The following is a 17,576-nucleotide window of genomic DNA, read 5'->3' as shown; positions in this document are numbered from 1 at the left end:
AGTCAGCTTGGCCCTAAGCTGTCAGTGAATCACTCGCCTAAACCAAGCTCACGGACGTTACCCATATTTGCTCATATGCCTCCACTTTGAGTGCAGCAATAGAGTCCGCCCGAATAATCTCGGCGGGAGCACGCTTCGCAAGATCTTTCAAGGACTGAGTAATCGTCCAGGCTTCTCGTTGATCTATGAAGATTGCCCGATCATGTATAGATTTGGCAGGTGCTAGGCGAACACTTAAGGGTCTTCTGTCTCCGTACTGGGAAATCCACTTTTCAGCGGCAGGTTTCAAGGTTGCTTTGTGATCAGCGGTGTCGGCCAAAAGTCTGAGGTGTACGCCCTCCGGAACAGCGAGACCAAAATCGACGAGAGCAGTTTGATCCAAATACGGATCAACGATCAGGACGTCTAGCTTTGCATCATCAAAAATTTTTGTAACCGCTGTAAATGCGTCAAAGCTATTCCCAACAGCGATAAAAGAACCGCCAGATCCTGCCGGCAATTGAAGTTCGCAGTGACCAATCGCGCGATACAGAATCTGAAAAATCTGTGCAATGGCTGACGACCAACCCGCGGTTCGCAAACCATCCATTGCGCTTGTAAACGCGATGGCGTCGTAGCCAGCACCGACATTGACAGCCTTGACCAGTGCGTGACCTCGCCCCAACCATTGAAGAACTGCTGGTTGACTACAAGCTTGATACGTAGACACATCCGGTGCCGTCTCAAGAAGTCGACCGAGTTGCTGGTAGAGCCGGAGGTAATCTGCTTACATCTGGAATGCTCACTGTTAGTGATTCGAGGTGGAGATTGTCTCCATCAAAACCTAATTCTCTTGGCTTAATTCGCTGCAAACCGCCGATCTTGGTTGTAAGCAGGCAAGAACACTACCCACACTGATCCCACGCTATGGCGCCGCTATCACTGACCCATATCCTCTACTTCTGGTTCACCGAACTCAGTCCCCAGCAGCACTTCGTCAAAGACATCGCCCTCGACGAATCCATCCGCACCCGATTCGGCCCCACGCTGGAGGCCGCTAGCCGCTGCGAACTGTTCACTTGGCGCGCCACCCCAGAAGGCCGGTTGGCAGAAATCCTGGTGCTGGACCAGTTCTCGCGCAATGTGTACCGCGATACCGCCCGCGCCTTTGCGCAAGACGCGCTGGCCCTTGCCCTGGCGCAAGAGCTGGTGGCCAGCGGGCAGGACCGCAGCCTGCCCACGGCGCAGCGCGTGTTCGCCTACATGCCGTACATGCACAGCGAATCTGCCGTGATTCATGAACAAGCCCTCACGCTGTTTGCGCAGCCGGGCCTGGAAAACAACCTGGACTTTGAGCGGCGGCACAAGGCCATCATCGACCGGTTTGGGCGCTACCCGCACCGGAACGCGTTGCTGGGCCGCATCTCCACGCCCGAAGAACTGGCGTTTTTGAGCGAACCGGGGTCATCGTTTTAGGCATCGCACCATTTCGCTATATTCTTCATAGCACTTACCGCTTATCAAACAAGCGCTACAGGCCAATATGGCGGTCAATGAGGTGCTCGATTGAACTGCGCCCATGCATCCCGCCATCGCTCAATACCGCACCGGCATTGCTGCTATCTGCCAGCGCTACGGCATTCGGCGGCTGGAGGTGTTTGGCTCGGCGGCACGGGCCAGTGACTTTGACCCCGCCCACAGCGACGCCGACTTTCTGGTGGAGTTTGCTCCGGGTGTTGAACCCGGGCTCCACTCCATTTTTGGCGCCAAGGCCGATCTGGAAGCCCTGCTGGGCCGGGGCGTGGATTTGGTGGAGCCGGGCGCGGTGCGCAACCCCTATGTGCTGGCCAGTATCAACCGGCAACGCGCGATCATCTTTTCCGCAGAAGATTAGCTATCTTTTTAGTAGCTGCTAGCGTAATCCCTGTAGGCACCAGATGCCAATTTGGCTCGTAAACACGCAGCGCCGCTAAACTTCAAACCATGCGCCCCTCCGAAGCCCTTTCACTGCACCGCTCGCAAATCCGCGAGATTGCCCTTCGCCACCGCGTGAGCAGCGTGCGGGTGTTTGGGTCGGCGCTGCATGGGGACGACACGGCCGACAGTGACCTGGACCTGTTGGTAGAGCCCACCGCGCAAACCACGCTGATGGACATTGGCGCGATCCGGTTTGAACTGAAGCAGTTGCTGGGCATCGAGGTGGATGTGCTCACCCCCAACAGCCTGCCCGCCAGCTTCCGGGACCAGGTGCTGCGCGAGGCGATGGCCGTATAAGCCCAGTGCACCAGGCGCGCTCTGGCAGGTGTCTTCGCCTAGTTATAGTGACGCTTTGTACCGACGCCCCTGGAGCCGCCATGACCACCACAGCCGAAGCCCTCAGCGCCCAAGCCGCTCAGCTGCCCCCCGCAGAGCGCATGGAAGTGGTGGAGCGCATCCTGGACAGCCTGGACCAGCCCGACGCCGCTCTGGACACGCTCTGGGCCAATGAAGCCAGCGACCGCCTTGCTGCCTACCGGCGCGGTGAAATCAAGGCAGTGGCCCTGTCCGATGTGATTGCCAAGTACCAAACGGCTTCCCCGCGCACATGAGCATCCGCTTGCTGGAGCCAGCACAAATGGAGCTGGACGACGCTATCGCTTGGTACGCAGAACAAGCGCCGGGGCTGGGCGATGCCTTCTTGATCGAAGTCCTCAAAACATTGCGGCTTGTTGAGCAGTTTCCCCAGGCGTGGCACCCACTGAGGCCAGAGATTCGACGCTGCCGATTGCGGCGGTTTCCCTATAGCGTGGTCTACACGCAGGATGGCCCAGGCATTCTGGTGCTGGCCGTAGCGCACCAGCACCGCAAGCCAGACTATTGGAAGAATCGGCTTGGTTGAGCGTGAGGCGCCACCGCAACCGCTACAACTTCAATATTGATAGCTGCTTGCGCTTATCTATCAAGCGCCAAAGGCCAATTTCATCCAAGCAACTGCGGCACCGATAAAACCCCTCAATGACGCCTCCGTTCACCCCCACCTTCGCCCACATACCGCCCGGCCCACTGGCAGGCCCCTTGCAGCTACTGCCCATCAACGCCGCTGTGGTGTCCGTGCACACGGCCGATGGAGCGCATGTGGGCTCGCTCAAGCTGGTTGGCGGGGTGTGGAAGTTCAAGGCCATGGGCTATGACGCCGCAGGCCGCATGGAGCCGGGCCATGGGCCGCTGACGGAGCAGCACAACATGGCGTTCGCGGCGCTGGATGCGGCCGAGGTGAGTGCCCGGCTGCTGGGCGCTTTGGGAAGCGCTCCGTAACGAGCGCCAAGAAAGCACCAAAAATACGAAGCCGCGCCGCACAGGGCCGCAACCCTCAGAGTTGCGCGTCGGCCAGCACAAACTCCACCGCCGCACAGACCGCCGCCACCTGCGCCTCAATGCACTGCTCGGGCGTGGCGCGGGGGCTGTCGGGGTAGACCTCCGTTGTGGTGGTGTAGCGCGCGCCGCTGATGCCCGCGCACAGGCCCCACTGCTTCATCGGGTAGTGGATGACGCCCGGCGCCACCACGGGCGTGCCGATGATTTCGTTCTTCTCGTCCGCAGGCGCGATGTGGGTCACACGGCTGACGGCCTCGATGATGGCTTGCTGGAAGGCGGGCTGCGGGTTGTCGGTGTCGTCCACCAGGTAAAAGCCGTCGGGGATGCTGCCGGGCTCGAACACCTTGCCGTCGCGCGCGGCCACGGCGGGGCGGTATTCGGATTCGTCGGTATCGGTGGTTTCGTGCAGGTCGATGTGGGCGGCAAACTGGCCGTGCAGTGGCGCCACCAGGCGCATGAGGGCCGCGGACTCCTGCGCGGGCGAGCCTTCGCGGAACGAACGGTTGGGGTCGATGGCGTCAAAGTTCCAGCGCTGAACGCGCTCATACGCCCAGGGGCTGACGCAGGGCACGACCAGCAGGTTGGAGCGGCCTGCAAAGCGTTCGGCATGAGTGTCCACAAACCGCAGCGCGCCGTGCACGCCACTGGTCTCGTAGCCGTGCACCCCGCCGGTGACCAGCACGCTGGGCAGGCCGGGCTGCCAGTTGCGGCTGCGCAGGGCCCGCAAGGGAAAGCGCTCTGCCGGGTGCTGGGCATCGGCATAAATCACGTCGCCGTACATCTCCACGTCAAACCGGCCCCGCAGTGCCTCGATGGCCGTGAGCACGTCGTCGGCGTAGCTGCGCTGGCGCATCTGGCGTGCGCGCCACTGCTCGCGTTCTGCCGCGCCCCAGGGCTGGCCGGGTGTGCCGATGGGATAGGTGGAGGTGGGTTGCATGGGTGCGTGGGATGGAGTGGCAGGTGAATGGCAGGCCCGGCGGCAAGCTGGGCCAAGGGAATGGACAACGCCAATAAGAGCGGCTAACAAAACTCAGCGAAGCGGTTCTGGCTAGGCGCTGTGTCGCAGGCAGTACGAGCAGTACGACAAGACACAGCAACGACGCCAGAAGAGTTTTGTTAGCCGCTCTAAGGCTTGTCGCAGGGCGTTCATAGAATACCGCGATGCCCTTCCCTTTGATTCGGCCCTTGCGGCTGGTGACATCGTTGCTGCTCTTGCTGCTGTGTGCGCTCGCGCACGCACAGCCCGCCCCCCAACCCGCAGCTGCCAGCACCCCGGCTACGCGCCCGGCGGGCAGTGCCCCTGTGGATGGCACAGCACCCACACCAGGGAGCGCTGCAGCCGCCTCGCCCACAGCGGCCGATGCAGCCCTGCTGTCGCGCGATGCGCGGCGCATTTACGAGCTGTCGCGCGATGCGCGGCGCATTTACGAGCTGTCGCGCGACAAGCTGGTGCAGATCCGCACGCTGCTGCGCAACGCCAACACGCAGGCGTCGATTGGCTCGGGCTTTTTTGTGTCGGCCGATGGGCTGATCGTCACCAACTTTCACGTGGCCAGCCAGCTGGCGCTGGAGCCCGAGCGCTACCGGGGCGTGTACGTGACGATGGAGGGGCAGGAGGGCGAGGTGGAGCTGCTGGCGTTTGACGTGCAGCGCGACCTGGCCGTGCTGCGCGCCAAGGGGCGCACGGCAGCGGCGCCGGTGCTGGGCTTTCGGCCCACCACCGACGCGCTGGCGCAGGGCGAGCGCATTTACTCGCTGGGCAACCCGCTGGATATTGGCTTTGCGGTGACCGAGGGCACCTACAACGGGCTGGTCAAGCGCAGCTTTTACCCACGCATCTTTTTTGGCGGCGCACTCAACCCCGGCATGAGCGGTGGCCCCGCCGTGGACGACGCAGGCCGGGTGTTGGGTGTGAACGTTGCCAAGCGGCTCGATGGCGAGCAGGTGAGCTTCTTGATACCGGCTGAGTTTGCGCAGGCGCTGGTGCAGCGCGCAGCCAACGCCCAGCCCATCACGCAGGCCGCGCACGCCGAGATGACGCGGCAGCTGATGGAGCACCAGCAACTGCTGACGGACCGGTTCTTGAAAGCGCCGTTTCGCGAGCAGCGCCATGGCAATTACCGCCTGCCCGTGCCCGACGATGCGCTGGCGCGGTGCTGGGGATCGGGGCGTGACCCGGCCTTCCCCGGGCTGAACCTGGAGCGCACGCAGTGCCAGGCCGACAGCGATGTGGTGGCGGGCGACTTCAGCACCGGCGCGGTGCGCCTGTCTTATGAGGCCTACAACGCCCCCACGCTGGGCGCAGCCCGGTTTGCCCGCATGTACTCGCAAAGTTTTGCCAACGAGCGCCTGCCTACACGCGGCAACCGCCACCAGACGGCGGCCGAGTGCACCGAGCGGTTTGTGGACCCCGGCACCGTGCCGCTGCGTGCGGTGGTGTGCCTGTCGGCCTACCGCAAGCTGACCGGCCTGTACAACATGACGGTGCTGGCCACCTCGGTCAACCAGCCCACACGGGGCGTGCTGGGCCGCCTGGATGTGCAGGGCATTGCGTTTGACAACGGCATGAAGCTGGCAAGCCACTACCTCAAGGCCTTTCGCTGGGAGGCCGCACCATGAGCGCGATGCCAACCACCACCACCCTGGGGCTGATCGAGGCGTTTGACCGCCACGGCGCGCTGCTGGCGCGTGCGCCCATCACCCGCTGGCCCGTGACGGTGGGCCGCGCGCTGGACTGCGACCTGGTGCTGGACGACCCGTTTGTGGCGCCCCGGCACCTGCGCATTGACCGCGCGGTGGACGAGCCCCGCACCGTGCAGGTCGAGGTGCTGGAGACACGCAACGGCGCACGCCTGCAGCGCAAGCAGCATACCCAGGGCGAACGCTTTGACTGGCCCGATGGCATGCCCGTCGACCTGGGCCACACCCACATCCACCTGCGCCTGGCCGATGCGCCCATTGCCGAGGAGCAGGCGCTGCCGCAGTTTCCGTGGCGCACGGTGGGCACCACGGCCGCGCTGGCGGTGCTGGTGCTGCTGGCCGGGCTGGGAGAGTCGTGGCTGGAGGCCCGCGACGCCGCGCAGTACCTGAAGTCGCTGCCCCTGTTGCTGTTGACCACGCTGGCGGTGGTGGGGGCCTGGGCGGGTCTGTGGTCCGTGGCCAACAAGCTGTTTGGCAGCCAGCTGCGGTTCTGGCGCCACGTGCGCATCGCGTGCGCCGCAGTGCTGGTGGCCGACGCGGTGCAGCTGCTGAGCTATCTGACGGCGTTCACGTTCTCGCTGGAGTCGCTGTCTCGGTTTGCCCCGGTGCTGATGGTGCTGGTGCTGGCCGGTGCGCTGCACGCCCACCTGGCCACCGTGCTGCCCCGCCGCCGCGTGGGCCTGGCCTGGGCCATGGCGGCTGTGGTGCTGCTGGGTGTGCCGTCGTGGTTGGGCGCGCAGTGGCTCAACCGCATGCGGCTGGGCAACGAGCTGTACATGAGCAGCCTGTTCCCTCCCGCCCTGCGCGTGGCCCCTGCGGTGCCGGTGGACCAGTTCCTGCAGGACGCCGATGCGCTGCGCGGCAAGCTGGACCGGCGCCTGCGGGACGACGGGCTGGCGGATGAGGACGACGAGTAGGCCACAAGACGGACTGCGTAAAGCTGCCCAAACCCACGCCGCCCCACCCCACCAGCCCCCCATGCGCCGCCGCAAGCCCCACCACCACGTCTATGTGGTCGAACTCTCCAAAGACGTGCTGCTGGAGCCGCGCTTTCGCAAGTGCAACCCTGGCTACATCGACGGCAAGCCCTGCGTGTACGTGGGCATGACGGGGCTGGACCCGGATGTGCGGTTTGACAAGCACAAGGCGGGCATCCAGGCCAACCGGTTTGTGACGCAGTACGGCCTGCGGCTGCTGCCGGACCTGTACGAGGGCTTCAACCCCATGACCTACGAGGAGGCGGTGGACCGGGAGATCGAGATTGGCATCGACCTGCGCTCGGCCGGGTTTGGTGTGTGGCAGGCGTGAGCGCCTGCTCAAGGGGAGGCGCCTGTTCAAAGTCTGGGCCCCACTCGCATCCTTTAAGATTCCGCCCCGCTGATTCACCCACTCACTTTTTTATAGCTGCTCGCGCATGATCTTCTAGCGCTTGCGGCCCATTTCACTTGAATTTGACCGCCATGAACTTCGCAGACCGCCTGAAGCAACTCCCTTCCGCCAGCCACCTCGCCGCCCTGCAACTGCTGGGCGCGGACGGCCAAGTGCAGGCCACCATCGAGAACAAGCCCGGCCAGACCGGGTCGCTGGTGGTGTATGCCGCGCTGGCGGCGCTGTATGGCGGGCAGATCACGCCTGCAGCCGCCAGCCTGGGGCTGGAGTGGTATGCGGAGCATGTGGCGGATGCGCGCGCCTTTCCGGGCAAGCACCCCAACATCGACCGGCTGCTGGCCTGGGCGCAGGGCAGCGAGAGCTTTGCGGTGCGCACCATCGCAGCCTGAGACAAAAAGTTGCCGTGGCAGCGGCAGGTTGTCGAAAACGCGCAGGCCCGTTCGTCGTAGGGGTATGAACACGTTGAATGAGCGATATCGTTCGGCGGTTCACGCTTTCATCCCCCCTGATGTCCACCCTCAAGGAGACCCCGCATGACCACCACTACCGGCACCGTCACTCTGCACCGCGTGCTGCGCGCACCGGCCGAACGCATCTACCGCGCGTTTCTGGATGCCGACGCCCTATGCAAATGGCTACCGCCCCATGGCTTCACGGGCCGGGTGCTGAGCCTGGATGCGCGCGTGGGCGGCAGCTACCGCATGCAGTTCACCAACCTGAGCAGCGGCGGCACGCACGCATTTGGCGGCGAGTATGTGGAGCTGGTGCCGGGCGAGCGCATCGTGCACACCGACCGGTTTGACGACCCCAATCTGCCGGGCGAGATGCGCACCACCATCCAGCTCAAAAAGGTGATGACGGGCACCGAGGTGTCCATCGTGCAGGCGGGCATCCCGGCGGTGATCCCGACCGAGATGTGCTACCTGGGCTGGCAGGAGTCGCTGCAGCTGCTGGCGCTGCTGGTGGAGCCGGAGATTCCGGGCGAGTGACACACACGCGCAGAACTCCCGGCTCAAGTCACTGCAGCTGAATTACTTCAACCACTTGTCAGCGGCCTGCTTGATGGTGCCCCGGCTGTCCACCAGGCCCCACACAAAGCCCATCACCCGCACGTAGTCGGCGTCGTCGGTGGGCAGCATGAAGCCCAGGTAGTTCTTGGGCGTGAGCGGTGCGTCCACAAACGCTGCAGCCAGGCGCGGGTCGGCCTTGGCGTAGTGCAGGGCTTCATACGTTTCGGTGATCATCACGTCGCCCTTGCCCTCAGCAATCAGCGCGGGGATCTCGGCGTTCTTGTCGTGCGTGCTGACCTGGGCGGCCTTGAGGTTGGCGAGCACATAGGTCTCGTTGGTGCCGCCGGGGTTCTTGATGACGCGCACGGTGGGCTGGTTCATCGCGTCCACGCTGGTGTACTTGGCCTTGTCGGCCGCGCGCACCAGGGCCACTTTGCCAAACGGCGCGTAGCCGGGCAGCATGTCAAAAATGCGCATGCGGTTGACGTTGCGGGTGATGCCGCCCACGGCCACGTCGAACTTGTCGCCCTGCAGGTCCTTCACCAGGTTGGGCCACGAGGTCTGCACGTACTCGATCTTCACCCCCAGCTCCTTGGCCATGGTTTCGATCACGTCGATGTCGTGGCCGCTGTAGCCCGCGTCGGTCTTGATGGCAAAGGGGCGGTAGTCACCCGGCGTGCCTACGCGGATGACCTTGGTCTCCATGATCTTGTCGAGCCGGGGGCCGGCATGCGCGGCCTGGGAGACGAGAGACATGGCGGCAAACAGCGCGGCCGCAGCCACGGCGAGTGATTTCTTGGGGATCATGGGAAAGGGCTCCAGAAGGCAAAGGGTGCAGAAGGGATGAATCAAGCCCGCCCGGCCAATGCTGCGCGCACCAGCCCAGGCGGGGCCACCAGAGAATACGCCAGCACCAAGCATTCAACGTGCCATGTGCGTGTCACTGTGCGTGCCCCATGATGGCACCGCGCAGGCATTGCCACCCTGCTGGGTTACCCTGCATGCCCTGAAGGCGCTGCCAACGGCTGGCGCCAACCACCCACCGCACCTACCCAACAAGGAACCTCATGAAAAAACTCAACGTCACCATCCAGCTCGAAATGACCGTGCCCGACGACTGGCAACTGGTCGAAACCTCCGAAGGCACGCCCGTCATCCAGATGGCCGACAACAAGTTTCTGGATCTGGCCATCGAGCCCCTGTTTGCCAACGACCCCGAAGACATGTGGAGCAGCAGCGAAAACGAAGACGAGCTCAACGAGGTGCTGGAGATGGTGGAGAGTGAAGAAGTGGCGTACGAGTTTGTGACGCACTGACCCTTCAAACACCGGGCGCTGCAGTCACCTCACAACTGCGAGCGCAGCAGCCCGGTCATCTTTTCGTGCAGCTTTTCGCTCCACGGCCGCTCCAGCCAGGCCTCGTAGGTCACGCGGCGTGACCGCTGAATGTCGTCTTCAAACACCTGTGTCTGGCGCTGCGCAAACGCGGCGTCATACACGTTCAGGTTGGCCTCGTCGTTCAGGCGGAACGAGCGGTTGTCAAAATTGGTGGAGCCCACCGACACCAGCAGCTGGTCCACGATCATGACCTTGCAGTGATACATGGTGGGCCCGTATTCATAAATCTCGGCCCCGGCCTGCAGCAGCTCGCCCCAGGTGGCGCGGGATGCGGCCTTCACGGTCTCGGTATCGGTGTGCTCGCCGGGGGTGACGAGGCGCACGCGCACGCCGCGTGCCAGCGCATCCATCAGCAGCTTGCGGGTCAGGTCGTCGGGCACAAAGTAGGCCACCGACAGGTCGATGCTGCGCTCGGCCGCCGTGATGGCCAGGTGGTACATGAGCTGCATGCTCTCGCTGCCGCTCGACGGCGAGCTGGAGAACATCTGCGCCTTTTGCCCACCCGCCGAAGCAATGGCTGGGAAGTACGCCTCGCCATGCAACACCTTGCCAGTGACCTTGAGCCAGTTGTCCAGAAACGTGGCCTGCATCTGCGCCACGGCGGGGCCGCGCACCAGGTAGTGCGAGTCGCGCCAGTGCTCGGGGTCTTGCGCGTTGCCCGTCCACGCCGGCGCAATGCCCACGCCGCCGGTAAAGCCCACCTGCCCGTCTACCACCAGCAGCTTGCGGTGGGTGCGGTTGTTCAGGCGGGCCAGGTTGTACCAGTGGGGTTTGTGGAACTTTTCAATCTGCACCCCGGCCTCTTTCATCTCGGCCAGGTAGCTCTCTTCCATCTTGGCGCTGCCCACCCAGTCCAGCAGCACATGCACGGGCACACCGGCGCGGGCGCGCTCGCTCAGGGCGTCGGCAAACTGCTTGCCGATGTCGCCCGACCAGTAGATGTAGGTTTCGAAGGTGACGCTTTTCTGAGCGGATTTGATCGCAGCCAGCATGGGCGGAAAGATCTGGTCGCCGTTGATCAGCTCCGTCACCGCATTGCCGCCCACAATGCCTGGGCCGAGCAGGCTGCCCAGGGCACGCTCGAACTGCGGGTGGGCGGTGCTGTACAGGCGCGGCAGCTGCTGCTGCACCTTTTTCTCGCCCGCCGTGAAGTTGAGTGCCAACAGGACAAGGGCCCCCGTGGCCAGGGCCGTGAGCAAGACAGTGAGCATGGTGGAGCGGCGGCGGCGAGGGGCGGCGGGTGGCATGGCGCGATGGTAGGTGGCACCATGCACGCGCGATGTAGGCGGACGCCGCCAACACCGGGGGCACAATCGCCCTTGTCGGCCGCGACAGCGGTGCGCTCCGTCCATCGCCCCCCCCTCGTGCTGCCTCTTTGTCTTTTGCTCTCGCCCTTCTCTGCCGTGCCTGAATCTGCCCGCCCTGCTCCCCTCCGTCCCACCCTCCCCATCACCCGCCGCAGCGCCTTGATCGGCACGGCGGGCCTGCTCGTGCAGCCTGCCCTGGTTGCGCCTCTGCATGCCAAGCCCTTGCCACCCGCACCCGCGGTGTGGCCCCAGGCGCTGCAGGTGCCCGGGGGTGTGGCACGGCTGTCGCTGGGCCCGGCGGCCACGCGGCCGGTGGCGCAGGTGCGCCAGGGCGAGGTGGATGTGCCGCTGCGCGTGGTGGGCGATGCCATCGAGTGGACGGCCATCGTGGGCATACCGCTGGCTGCGGCGCCGGGCGATGCCTTCATCAGCGTGCTGCCCGAAGGCGGCGGCAGTCCGCGCCTGGTGCACTACAGCGTGGCCCCCAAGCAGTACAAGGAGCAGCACCTGAAGGTGTCGCCCCGCACGGTGGACCTGTCGCCCGAGGACCAGGCCCGCTACGAGCGCGAACGTGACCACCAGGCCCAGGTGATGGCCACCTTCACCGAGCAGCCCGCCGGCGTGGCGCTGGCATCGCTGCGCATGCGCGTGCCCGTGCCGGGGCGGCGATCCAGCTCGTTCGGGCTGCGCCGCGTGTTCAACGGCCAGCCGCGCAATCCGCACAGCGGCATGGACATTGCCGCCGCCACCGGCACGCCCATCGTGGCGCCGCTGCCGGGCCGGGTGATTGACGTGGGCGACTACTTCTTCAATGGCGGCACGGTGTGGCTGGACCACGGCCAGGGCCTGCTCACCATGTACTGCCACCTGAGCAGCATGGAGGTGCGCGTGGGCGATGTGCTGCAGGCGGGCGACGCGTTCTGCAAGGTGGGCGCCACCGGCCGCGTGACCGGCCCGCACCTGCACTGGGGCGTGATGCTGAACCGCACCATGGTGGACCCGGCGCTGTTCGTGCCGGCCTGATGGCGCAGGGCTTCATTACTATGCATTTGATAGCACTCAGCGCATATTGCACTAGCGCATCCGGCCCTTTTTGCTTGAAACCGACCCCATGACCTCGCGCCTGATCCGTTTCAACAAACCCTACGGCGTGCTGAGCCAGTTCACGCCCGAGGGCAAGTGGCAGGGTCTGAAGGACTACATCGACCTGCCCGGCGTGCACGTGGCCGGGCGGCTGGACGCCGACAGCGAAGGGCTGCTGCTGCTGACCAACGATGGCAAGCAACAGGCCCGCATTGCCGACCCGCGCTTCAAGATGGAGAAGACCTACTGGGTGCAGGTGGAGGGCATCCCCAATGAGGCCGCGCTGGCCGCGCTGCGCAGTGGCGTAGTGCTGAACGACGGCCCCACCCTGCCCGCCCGCGCACGGTTGCTGGAGCCCGCCCCTGCGGTGTGGGACCGCACCCCGCCCATCCGCGAGCGCAAGGCCATCCCCACCACCTGGATCGAGCTCATCATCCGCGAAGGCCGCAACCGCCAGGTGCGCCGCATGACGGCCGCCGTGGGCCACCCCACGCTGCGGCTCATCCGCGCGGCCATCGGGCCGTACACGCTGGACGGGCTGGCGCCGGGCACCTGGGCGGATTGAGCTGGCAGGCGTACGGGGTCTACGCGGCCACCGCCTGCATGCGCCGCGACAGCGCTGAACCACGCGCGCGCAAAAAGGCCCGCAAGCCCTCGGCATAGTCCGCACCCACGGCCTGCTGCACCGAAGGGCGTGCCGCCAGCACAGCCCGCCACTGCTGCACCAGCGGCAAGCCTTGCCAGAGCCCCAGGTCATCCACGCCCGGCAAGGTATCGATGACGTCGAAGTACCGGAACACGGGGCCGAACACCACATCCACCATGCCAAAGTCCGGCCCGGCAAAGTACGGCCCCGGCACGCTGCGCTGGCCCAGGGCCTCTTCGATCTGCACAAAACGGCTGCGCAGGTCATGCGCGCGGGCCTGCAGCGTGGCCTCATCCGCTGCGGCGTAGAAGGCGCCGATGGTGTTCAGCACCGCAGAGCCAAACTCCATCCACGCCCGGTGGCGTGCGCGCTGCAGCGGGTCTGGCGGGTGCAGCACGGGCATGGCCACCTCATCCAGGTATTCGCAGATCACGGCCGACTCGAACAGGCTCTGGCCGCGCACCTGCAGGACCGGGGTCTTGCCCAGCGGCGAGAGGGCCAGGAACCAGTCGGGCTTGCGGGCCAGGTCGATGGTGCGGCGCTCGAACGCCAGGCCCTTTTCGTGCAGCACGATGGCCACGCGCTGCACATAGGGGCACAGCGCGTGCGAGACCAGAGTGAGCGCAGCGGGCGCTGTGGTCTGGGCCATCACGACAGCAACCCCTCAGCCCGCAGCGCAGCCTGCACCTGCGGGCGGGCCGCCACGCGTGCCATCCAGGCCTGCAGGTGGGGGTAGGCAGTGAGCGGGATGCCCAGCAGGTGCGACCAGTTGACGATGGTGAAGCCATACGCGTCGGCCACGCTGTAGCCGCCTGCCAGAAAGTCGCTGCGCGACAGCACGGCGTCCATCTCGGCAAAGCGCACGGCCAGCTTGGCCTTGACGGCCTGGCGCGTGGAGTCGGCCGTCTCCTTGTGCCACAGCCAGGGGCTGAAGCCCTTGTGCAGTTCGGTGCTGACGAAGGTGAGCCATTCCAGCACGGCCAGCCGCTCGCTGGAGCCGGGCTGGCCGATGAGTGCGCGCGCCGGGTCCAGGTCGGCCACGTACTGCAGCAGCGCCGCTGCTTCGGTGTGGCGCGACTGGTCGGCCAGCTCTAGCAGGGGCACATAGCCGCGCGGGGAGATGTCGAGGTAGTTGGCGCCGGTCTCGGTGGTGTGGCGCACCAGGTCCACCTTGACCAGATCGAACGCAACGCCGACCTCGCGTAGGGCAATGTGGACGGCGAGCGAGCAGGCACCGGGGGCGTAGTAGAGCTTCATGGGAACGGGGCTTTCTGTAAAAACGGTTGGAATATGTCGCCGTTGCTACCCACTAGCAGCCATAGACACCCATCGGTACACGGCAAGGCCCGGCGACAGGCAGAATCTATGCTTGCAACAACGCAAACAAAATAAGCACCCATGAAATCAACCGTTGCATCAGCGCAATACCAACTGGGCGCGGCCGAGCTGGAAGTGCTGCTGGCCATGGTGCGCACCGGCACCCTGGCGGCCGCCGGTGAGCGGCTGGGTGTGGATGCGTCCACGGTGTTCCGCGCCATCCAGCGCATCGAACGGGGGCTGGGCCAGTCGCTGTTCGACCGGTCGCGCGCCGGCTACCGCCCCTCGGAACTGGCCCAGGCATTGGCCGAACAGGCCGAGCGGGTGGAAGCCGCCCTGGAGGCCGCGCGCTCTGCCGCACAGGCGCAGCCCGAACAGGTGTCGGGCACGGTGCGCATCTCCACCACCGACACCATCCTGCACGGCCTCATCGCCCCGGCCCTGCAAATGCTGCAGCCCCGGCACCCGGCCCTGGTGTACGAGCTGCACGCCGGCAACGAGCTGGTGAGCCTGACGCGGCGCGACACCGACATCGCCGTGCGCGCGACCAAGCGCCCGCCGCAGCACCTGGTGGGGCGGCAGCTGGGCATGATCCGCTCGGCCCTCTACGCAGGCACCGCCAGCACCCTGGCCCTGTCGGATGTGGAGGCGGGCCGCGCCGCCTGGATTGCGCCTGACGACGCCCTGCCCGACCACCCTTCGGTGCGCTGGCGCAAGAAGCAATTCCCCAGGGCACAGCCCACCTACCGCGTCAACAGCCTGCTCACCGTGATGGAACTGGTGGCCCTGGGCATGGGCGTGGGGGTGCTGCCCCTCTTTCTGGCCCAGGGCCACAGCGACCTGCGCCCGCTCACGGGCGCGCTGGCCGATGGCGAAACCGAGCTGTGGCTGCTGACCCACCCGGAGTCGCGCCACCTGCGGCGCATTGCGACGGTATACGGGCACCTGGCGGAGACGGTGCAGCTGCCTTGAGTCACCTGGGGCCTCTGGCCGATGAATGCACCGGGCAGACCCCACCCGCGCCTGCTGCCAGCACGTTGTCAGCAGCCGGTCCCTACAGTGCGCGGGCATGACCACTACACAGTTCTACGGCGCGTCCAGCCTCGACGGCTTCATCGCCACGCCCAACCATGACCTGGACTGGTTGCTGCAATTTGGCGAGATCGAAGGCTCCAGCTACCCCGACTTCATCCGCAGCGTGGGCGCGCTGGCCATGGGATCACACACCTACGAATGGATGCTGAAACATGCCATCGATGCGGGCCAGCCCTGGCCGTACACACCGCCCACCTGGGTGTTCAGCACACGCACGCTGCGCAGCATTGCCGGTGCCGATGTGCGCTTTGTGCGTGGCGATGTGCGGCCCGTGCACCAAGCCATGGTGCAGGCCGCAGCAGGCCGCAATGTGTGGGTGGTGGGCGGGGGTGACCTGGTGGGGCAGTTTCACGATGCGGGCCTGCTGGACGAGCTGATCGTGCAGGTGGCGCCGGTCACGCTGGGCGTGGGCACCCCTTTGTTTCCGCGCCGTGTGGTGCAGCCGCCGCTGCAGCTGCAATCCGTAACCACGCTGGGCGGCGTGTTTGCCGAGCTGCGCTACCGGGTACCGCCACGCTCCGACCGCTGAGTGCCTGAGTACCTGAGTACGGGCGTCTGTCCCGCCAGGGCGGCTCAGTCCGCCAGCGCCTGGTCGATGACCAGGTAGCGTTTGACCAAGTCAAAAAAGCTGTCGTAGAAGGTGTCTTTGGCAATGGTCTCGCTGCCCACCTTGACCAGCGATTCGCTGCTGGACGAGAACGGCAGCGACACCGATCCGATGGCGCCCACGCCCACGCTGGCGGAGTTGTTGGTCTTGCGCAATGCGTAGGTGTCCTGCGTGGCGGTGACAAAGCCCAGGCTGACCTTGCCGTCGTTGGCCTCGGGCACACACACCACGCGCACCACCATCTGCAGGTGCGACTCGGGCTCAGGCTGGAAGCTCTTTTTGCCCTCTACCAGATCGGCCGAACTGGACGAGATGACGTAGCCCTGGCTGAGCAGCGCGCGGCGCGAGGCCTCGCAGGTCTGGGCCGGGGTGGCATCAAACAGGCGCGAATAGGTGGCAACCGAGCCAAAGTTCTCCTGCACGCCAAACGTCTTGACACCCGTGCTGGTGCAGCCTGCCATGACCAAGGTCGCGCCACAGGCCAGGGCCACGGCGGCGGCGCGCACAAGCGCGGGTGGGGAGGCATGGAATTCTGTGGACCAGGGGAAACGCAAAACCGGGACTCCTTGGGTGGTGGGTGGCTAGTGTGCTGTCCCGCAAATAACTGCACATGAAATCGCGTCCTCACCCCCAGGGCTGCGTTGCAAATCCTCGCGATAGCTACGGCTATCACTGCGGTTTGCGCCTCGCCCTGGGCGCGATGCCATCGATTTCATTTCGTGCAGCTATTTGCGGGACAGCACACTAGTGCCGACGATAACAAGCTCAAACCAAACGCGAAACGAACGCGCTGGGCAATGCACCCCATTGTCACAGCGCCTGGGGTGTCTGACGGCAGTAACTGCTCCCGGTTCCCCATATTCTTCGTGCTGTGTACACATCGGTGTGGTAACACCTTGAAGCAAAAAAAACCGGCGCTGCGCGAAGTGCCAGGAAGGACTTCGGAGCATCGAATAGGCGCGTCGCGCCAGCGCCCGCTGTCTGCCTGCAACCACATTCCGGCCGACCGTAAACGCTATACTATTCATAGCTATCAAGGCACGCTGCCGTAGCGCATCCGGCCACAATCAGCCCGCTGCAGCCCCCACACCGCCGCCGGCGCCCACCCACCCACATTCAAGCCCCCAGTGCCCCTCGCCGCCTCCCTGCTTTGCCTGGTCGTCGCCATCAGCGACGGCGACACCCTCACCGCCCGCTGCGGCGCCCCCGGTGCCTACCAGCAGGTCAAGGTGCGCATCGCCGCCATCGACGCGCCCGAATCCCGTCAGGCGTTTGGGCAGAAGTCGCGACAGCACCTGGCACAACTGTGCTTTCGGCAACGGGCCACGCTGCAACCGGTGGACGAAGACAGCTATGGCCGCATGGTGGCGCAGGTGCGCTGCGGCGGGACGGACGTAGCAACGGCCCAGGTGCGCGCGGGCATGGCCTGGGTCTACACGCCGTACGCCAGCGGCTATCCCCACCTGGCGCCCCTGCAGCGTTCTGCGCAGGCGCAGCACGCGGGCCTGTGGTCCCAAAAGCGCCCGTTGGCGCCGTGGGACTACCGGCACCGGCATCGTCGTTGACGCCATCGCATACCCAACCATCGGCGCACCCGCTGCGAGGCTTTACCAGCGCTTGACTGCAGCCCGACGCGACAACCGCTAGCATCTGGCCTCCCGCCGTTTGGGCGCATCGCCGCACTGGGCGAAT

Annotated in this window: 24 protein-coding genes; 17 read left to right on the top strand and 7 right to left on the bottom strand. The window is 65.4% G+C overall.

Features of this window, described 5'->3' with window-relative positions; translation table 11 throughout:
- Positions 1 to 37: 37 nt before the first annotated feature.
- Positions 38 to 709 carry a hypothetical protein gene (locus ACODSM_RS09120; RefSeq protein ID WP_488805031.1) on the bottom strand — a complete coding sequence of 224 codons (672 nt, stop codon included), beginning with the start codon at positions 707 to 709 and terminating at the stop codon, positions 38 to 40.
- A gap of 197 nt (positions 710 to 906) precedes the next feature.
- Between ACODSM_RS09120 and ACODSM_RS09115 the strand changes: the two genes are divergently transcribed.
- The 6 genes from ACODSM_RS09115 (at position 907) to ACODSM_RS09090 (ending at position 3,273) form a co-directional block, all read left to right on the top strand.
- Entirely contained in the window at positions 907 to 1,455 is a 549-nt protein-coding gene (locus ACODSM_RS09115) for a DUF924 family protein (protein WP_488805030.1), read from the top strand.
- 103 nt (positions 1,456 to 1,558) lie between these two features.
- On the top strand, positions 1,559 to 1,873 hold the full coding sequence (locus ACODSM_RS09110; RefSeq protein ID WP_488805029.1) for a nucleotidyltransferase family protein: 315 nt from the start codon (positions 1,559 to 1,561) through the stop codon (positions 1,871 to 1,873).
- An 89-nt stretch (positions 1,874 to 1,962) separates the two neighbouring features.
- On the top strand, positions 1,963 to 2,253 hold the full coding sequence (locus ACODSM_RS09105) for a nucleotidyltransferase family protein (protein ID WP_488805028.1): 291 nt from the start codon (positions 1,963 to 1,965) through the stop codon (positions 2,251 to 2,253).
- Between the two features lie 80 nt (positions 2,254 to 2,333).
- Positions 2,334 to 2,567 carry an addiction module protein gene (locus ACODSM_RS09100; protein ID WP_209819930.1) on the top strand — a complete coding sequence of 78 codons (234 nt, stop codon included), beginning with the start codon at positions 2,334 to 2,336 and terminating at the stop codon, positions 2,565 to 2,567.
- The gene (locus tag ACODSM_RS09095; protein WP_060987399.1) at positions 2,564 to 2,857 is read left to right on the top strand and encodes a type II toxin-antitoxin system RelE/ParE family toxin; all 294 of its coding nucleotides are present in this window, start codon (positions 2,564 to 2,566) and stop codon (positions 2,855 to 2,857) included. The genes ACODSM_RS09100 and ACODSM_RS09095 overlap by 4 nt, the downstream gene beginning before the upstream one ends.
- A gap of 116 nt (positions 2,858 to 2,973) precedes the next feature.
- The gene (locus ACODSM_RS09090) at positions 2,974 to 3,273 is read left to right on the top strand and encodes a hypothetical protein (protein WP_488805027.1); all 300 of its coding nucleotides are present in this window, start codon (positions 2,974 to 2,976) and stop codon (positions 3,271 to 3,273) included.
- Positions 3,274 to 3,328: 55 nt separating this feature from the next.
- On the opposite strand, the gene ACODSM_RS09085 is transcribed toward ACODSM_RS09090, so the two are convergent.
- On the bottom strand, positions 3,329 to 4,270 hold the full coding sequence (locus tag ACODSM_RS09085) for a M14 family metallopeptidase (protein ID WP_488805026.1): 942 nt from the start codon (positions 4,268 to 4,270) through the stop codon (positions 3,329 to 3,331).
- Positions 4,271 to 4,494: 224 nt separating this feature from the next.
- Between ACODSM_RS09085 and ACODSM_RS09080 the strand changes: the two genes are divergently transcribed.
- From ACODSM_RS09080 to ACODSM_RS09060, 5 genes are all read left to right on the top strand, one after another.
- Positions 4,495 to 5,952 carry a S1 family peptidase gene (locus ACODSM_RS09080; RefSeq protein ID WP_488805025.1) on the top strand — a complete coding sequence of 486 codons (1,458 nt, stop codon included), beginning with the start codon at positions 4,495 to 4,497 and terminating at the stop codon, positions 5,950 to 5,952.
- Positions 5,949 to 6,950 (top strand): FHA domain-containing protein, encoded by a 1,002-nt coding sequence (locus tag ACODSM_RS09075; protein WP_436079158.1) that lies wholly within the window; start codon positions 5,949 to 5,951, stop codon positions 6,948 to 6,950. The genes ACODSM_RS09080 and ACODSM_RS09075 overlap by 4 nt, the downstream gene beginning before the upstream one ends.
- A 61-nt stretch (positions 6,951 to 7,011) precedes the next feature.
- A complete protein-coding gene (locus tag ACODSM_RS09070) occupies positions 7,012 to 7,341 on the top strand; it encodes a hypothetical protein (RefSeq protein WP_015014990.1) in 330 nt (109 codons plus the stop codon).
- 152 nt (positions 7,342 to 7,493) lie between these two features.
- Complete coding sequence (locus ACODSM_RS09065) at positions 7,494 to 7,811, top strand: DUF2322 family protein (protein WP_488805024.1); 318 nt, start codon at positions 7,494 to 7,496, stop codon at positions 7,809 to 7,811.
- 144 nt (positions 7,812 to 7,955) lie between these two features.
- Positions 7,956 to 8,411, top strand: coding sequence for an SRPBCC family protein (locus ACODSM_RS09060; RefSeq protein WP_488805023.1), 456 nt, complete (start codon positions 7,956 to 7,958; stop codon positions 8,409 to 8,411).
- Positions 8,412 to 8,453: 42 nt separating this feature from the next.
- Here ACODSM_RS09060 and ACODSM_RS09055 read toward each other — a convergent pair whose 3' ends face one another.
- Positions 8,454 to 9,239 carry a transporter substrate-binding domain-containing protein gene (locus tag ACODSM_RS09055; protein ID WP_488805022.1) on the bottom strand — a complete coding sequence of 262 codons (786 nt, stop codon included), beginning with the start codon at positions 9,237 to 9,239 and terminating at the stop codon, positions 8,454 to 8,456.
- Between the two features lie 260 nt (positions 9,240 to 9,499).
- Between ACODSM_RS09055 and ACODSM_RS09050 the strand changes: the two genes are divergently transcribed.
- Complete coding sequence (locus ACODSM_RS09050) at positions 9,500 to 9,748, top strand: hypothetical protein (protein WP_015014994.1); 249 nt, start codon at positions 9,500 to 9,502, stop codon at positions 9,746 to 9,748.
- 29 nt (positions 9,749 to 9,777) lie between these two features.
- Here ACODSM_RS09050 and ACODSM_RS09045 read toward each other — a convergent pair whose 3' ends face one another.
- A complete protein-coding gene (locus tag ACODSM_RS09045) occupies positions 9,778 to 11,040 on the bottom strand; it encodes a phospholipase D-like domain-containing protein (RefSeq protein WP_488805049.1) in 1,263 nt (420 codons plus the stop codon).
- A gap of 192 nt (positions 11,041 to 11,232) precedes the next feature.
- Here ACODSM_RS09045 and ACODSM_RS09040 point away from each other — a divergent pair, with 192 nt between their 5' ends.
- Both ACODSM_RS09040 and ACODSM_RS09035 read left to right on the top strand, forming a co-directional pair.
- Positions 11,233 to 12,159 carry a peptidoglycan DD-metalloendopeptidase family protein gene (locus ACODSM_RS09040; RefSeq protein WP_488805021.1) on the top strand — a complete coding sequence of 309 codons (927 nt, stop codon included), beginning with the start codon at positions 11,233 to 11,235 and terminating at the stop codon, positions 12,157 to 12,159.
- Between the two features lie 88 nt (positions 12,160 to 12,247).
- Entirely contained in the window at positions 12,248 to 12,784 is a 537-nt protein-coding gene (locus ACODSM_RS09035) for a pseudouridine synthase (protein WP_488805020.1), read from the top strand.
- A 19-nt stretch (positions 12,785 to 12,803) separates the two neighbouring features.
- On the opposite strand, the gene ACODSM_RS09030 is transcribed toward ACODSM_RS09035, so the two are convergent.
- On the bottom strand, positions 12,804 to 13,514 hold the full coding sequence (locus tag ACODSM_RS09030; protein WP_488805019.1) for a glutathione S-transferase family protein: 711 nt from the start codon (positions 13,512 to 13,514) through the stop codon (positions 12,804 to 12,806).
- Positions 13,514 to 14,122, bottom strand: a complete 609-nt coding sequence (gstA, locus tag ACODSM_RS09025; RefSeq protein ID WP_488805018.1) for a glutathione transferase GstA — start codon at positions 14,120 to 14,122, stop codon at positions 13,514 to 13,516. The genes ACODSM_RS09030 and gstA overlap by 1 nt, the downstream gene beginning before the upstream one ends.
- A gap of 141 nt (positions 14,123 to 14,263) precedes the next feature.
- On the opposite strand from gstA, the gene ACODSM_RS09020 reads away from it, so the two are divergent.
- Together ACODSM_RS09020 and ACODSM_RS09015 are read left to right on the top strand one after the other, a co-directional pair.
- Entirely contained in the window at positions 14,264 to 15,154 is an 891-nt protein-coding gene (locus ACODSM_RS09020; protein ID WP_488805017.1) for a LysR family transcriptional regulator, read from the top strand.
- Positions 15,155 to 15,251: 97 nt separating this feature from the next.
- Complete coding sequence (locus tag ACODSM_RS09015) at positions 15,252 to 15,806, top strand: dihydrofolate reductase family protein (protein ID WP_488805016.1); 555 nt, start codon at positions 15,252 to 15,254, stop codon at positions 15,804 to 15,806.
- Between the two features lie 44 nt (positions 15,807 to 15,850).
- Here ACODSM_RS09015 and ACODSM_RS09010 read toward each other — a convergent pair whose 3' ends face one another.
- On the bottom strand, positions 15,851 to 16,345 hold the full coding sequence (locus tag ACODSM_RS09010) for a DUF2242 domain-containing protein (RefSeq protein WP_051022730.1): 495 nt from the start codon (positions 16,343 to 16,345) through the stop codon (positions 15,851 to 15,853).
- Between the two features lie 666 nt (positions 16,346 to 17,011).
- Between ACODSM_RS09010 and ACODSM_RS09005 the strand changes: the two genes are divergently transcribed.
- On the top strand, positions 17,012 to 17,449 hold the full coding sequence (locus ACODSM_RS09005) for a thermonuclease family protein (RefSeq protein ID WP_110961022.1): 438 nt from the start codon (positions 17,012 to 17,014) through the stop codon (positions 17,447 to 17,449).
- Positions 17,450 to 17,576 lie beyond the last annotated feature (127 nt).

The sequence above is a fragment of the Acidovorax sp. FG42 genome (genome assembly GCF_057809195.1).
This window is presented reverse-complemented; position numbering and strand designations above follow the sequence as displayed.

Coding starts and splice junctions, on each gene's coding strand:
- ACODSM_RS09115 (WP_488805030.1), top strand. CDS start 907: ATGGCGCCGCTATCACTGACCCATATCCTCTACTTCTGGTTCACCGAA.
- ACODSM_RS09110 (WP_488805029.1), top strand. CDS start 1,559: ATGCATCCCGCCATCGCTCAATACCGCACCGGCATTGCTGCTATCTGC.
- ACODSM_RS09105 (WP_488805028.1), top strand. CDS start 1,963: ATGCGCCCCTCCGAAGCCCTTTCACTGCACCGCTCGCAAATCCGCGAG.
- ACODSM_RS09100 (WP_209819930.1), top strand. CDS start 2,334: ATGACCACCACAGCCGAAGCCCTCAGCGCCCAAGCCGCTCAGCTGCCC.
- ACODSM_RS09095 (WP_060987399.1), top strand. CDS start 2,564: ATGAGCATCCGCTTGCTGGAGCCAGCACAAATGGAGCTGGACGACGCT.
- ACODSM_RS09090 (WP_488805027.1), top strand. CDS start 2,974: ATGACGCCTCCGTTCACCCCCACCTTCGCCCACATACCGCCCGGCCCA.
- ACODSM_RS09085 (WP_488805026.1), bottom strand. CDS start 4,270: ATGCAACCCACCTCCACCTATCCCATCGGCACACCCGGCCAGCCCTGG.
- ACODSM_RS09080 (WP_488805025.1), top strand. CDS start 4,495: ATGCCCTTCCCTTTGATTCGGCCCTTGCGGCTGGTGACATCGTTGCTG.
- ACODSM_RS09075 (WP_436079158.1), top strand. CDS start 5,949: ATGAGCGCGATGCCAACCACCACCACCCTGGGGCTGATCGAGGCGTTT.
- ACODSM_RS09070 (WP_015014990.1), top strand. CDS start 7,012: ATGCGCCGCCGCAAGCCCCACCACCACGTCTATGTGGTCGAACTCTCC.
- ACODSM_RS09065 (WP_488805024.1), top strand. CDS start 7,494: ATGAACTTCGCAGACCGCCTGAAGCAACTCCCTTCCGCCAGCCACCTC.
- ACODSM_RS09060 (WP_488805023.1), top strand. CDS start 7,956: ATGACCACCACTACCGGCACCGTCACTCTGCACCGCGTGCTGCGCGCA.
- ACODSM_RS09055 (WP_488805022.1), bottom strand. CDS start 9,239: ATGATCCCCAAGAAATCACTCGCCGTGGCTGCGGCCGCGCTGTTTGCC.
- ACODSM_RS09050 (WP_015014994.1), top strand. CDS start 9,500: ATGAAAAAACTCAACGTCACCATCCAGCTCGAAATGACCGTGCCCGAC.
- ACODSM_RS09045 (WP_488805049.1), bottom strand. CDS start 11,040: ATGCTCACTGTCTTGCTCACGGCCCTGGCCACGGGGGCCCTTGTCCTG.
- ACODSM_RS09035 (WP_488805020.1), top strand. CDS start 12,248: ATGACCTCGCGCCTGATCCGTTTCAACAAACCCTACGGCGTGCTGAGC.
- ACODSM_RS09030 (WP_488805019.1), bottom strand. CDS start 13,514: ATGGCCCAGACCACAGCGCCCGCTGCGCTCACTCTGGTCTCGCACGCG.
- gstA (WP_488805018.1), bottom strand. CDS start 14,122: ATGAAGCTCTACTACGCCCCCGGTGCCTGCTCGCTCGCCGTCCACATT.
- ACODSM_RS09020 (WP_488805017.1), top strand. CDS start 14,264: ATGAAATCAACCGTTGCATCAGCGCAATACCAACTGGGCGCGGCCGAG.
- ACODSM_RS09015 (WP_488805016.1), top strand. CDS start 15,252: ATGACCACTACACAGTTCTACGGCGCGTCCAGCCTCGACGGCTTCATC.
- ACODSM_RS09010 (WP_051022730.1), bottom strand. CDS start 16,345: ATGGCAGGCTGCACCAGCACGGGTGTCAAGACGTTTGGCGTGCAGGAG.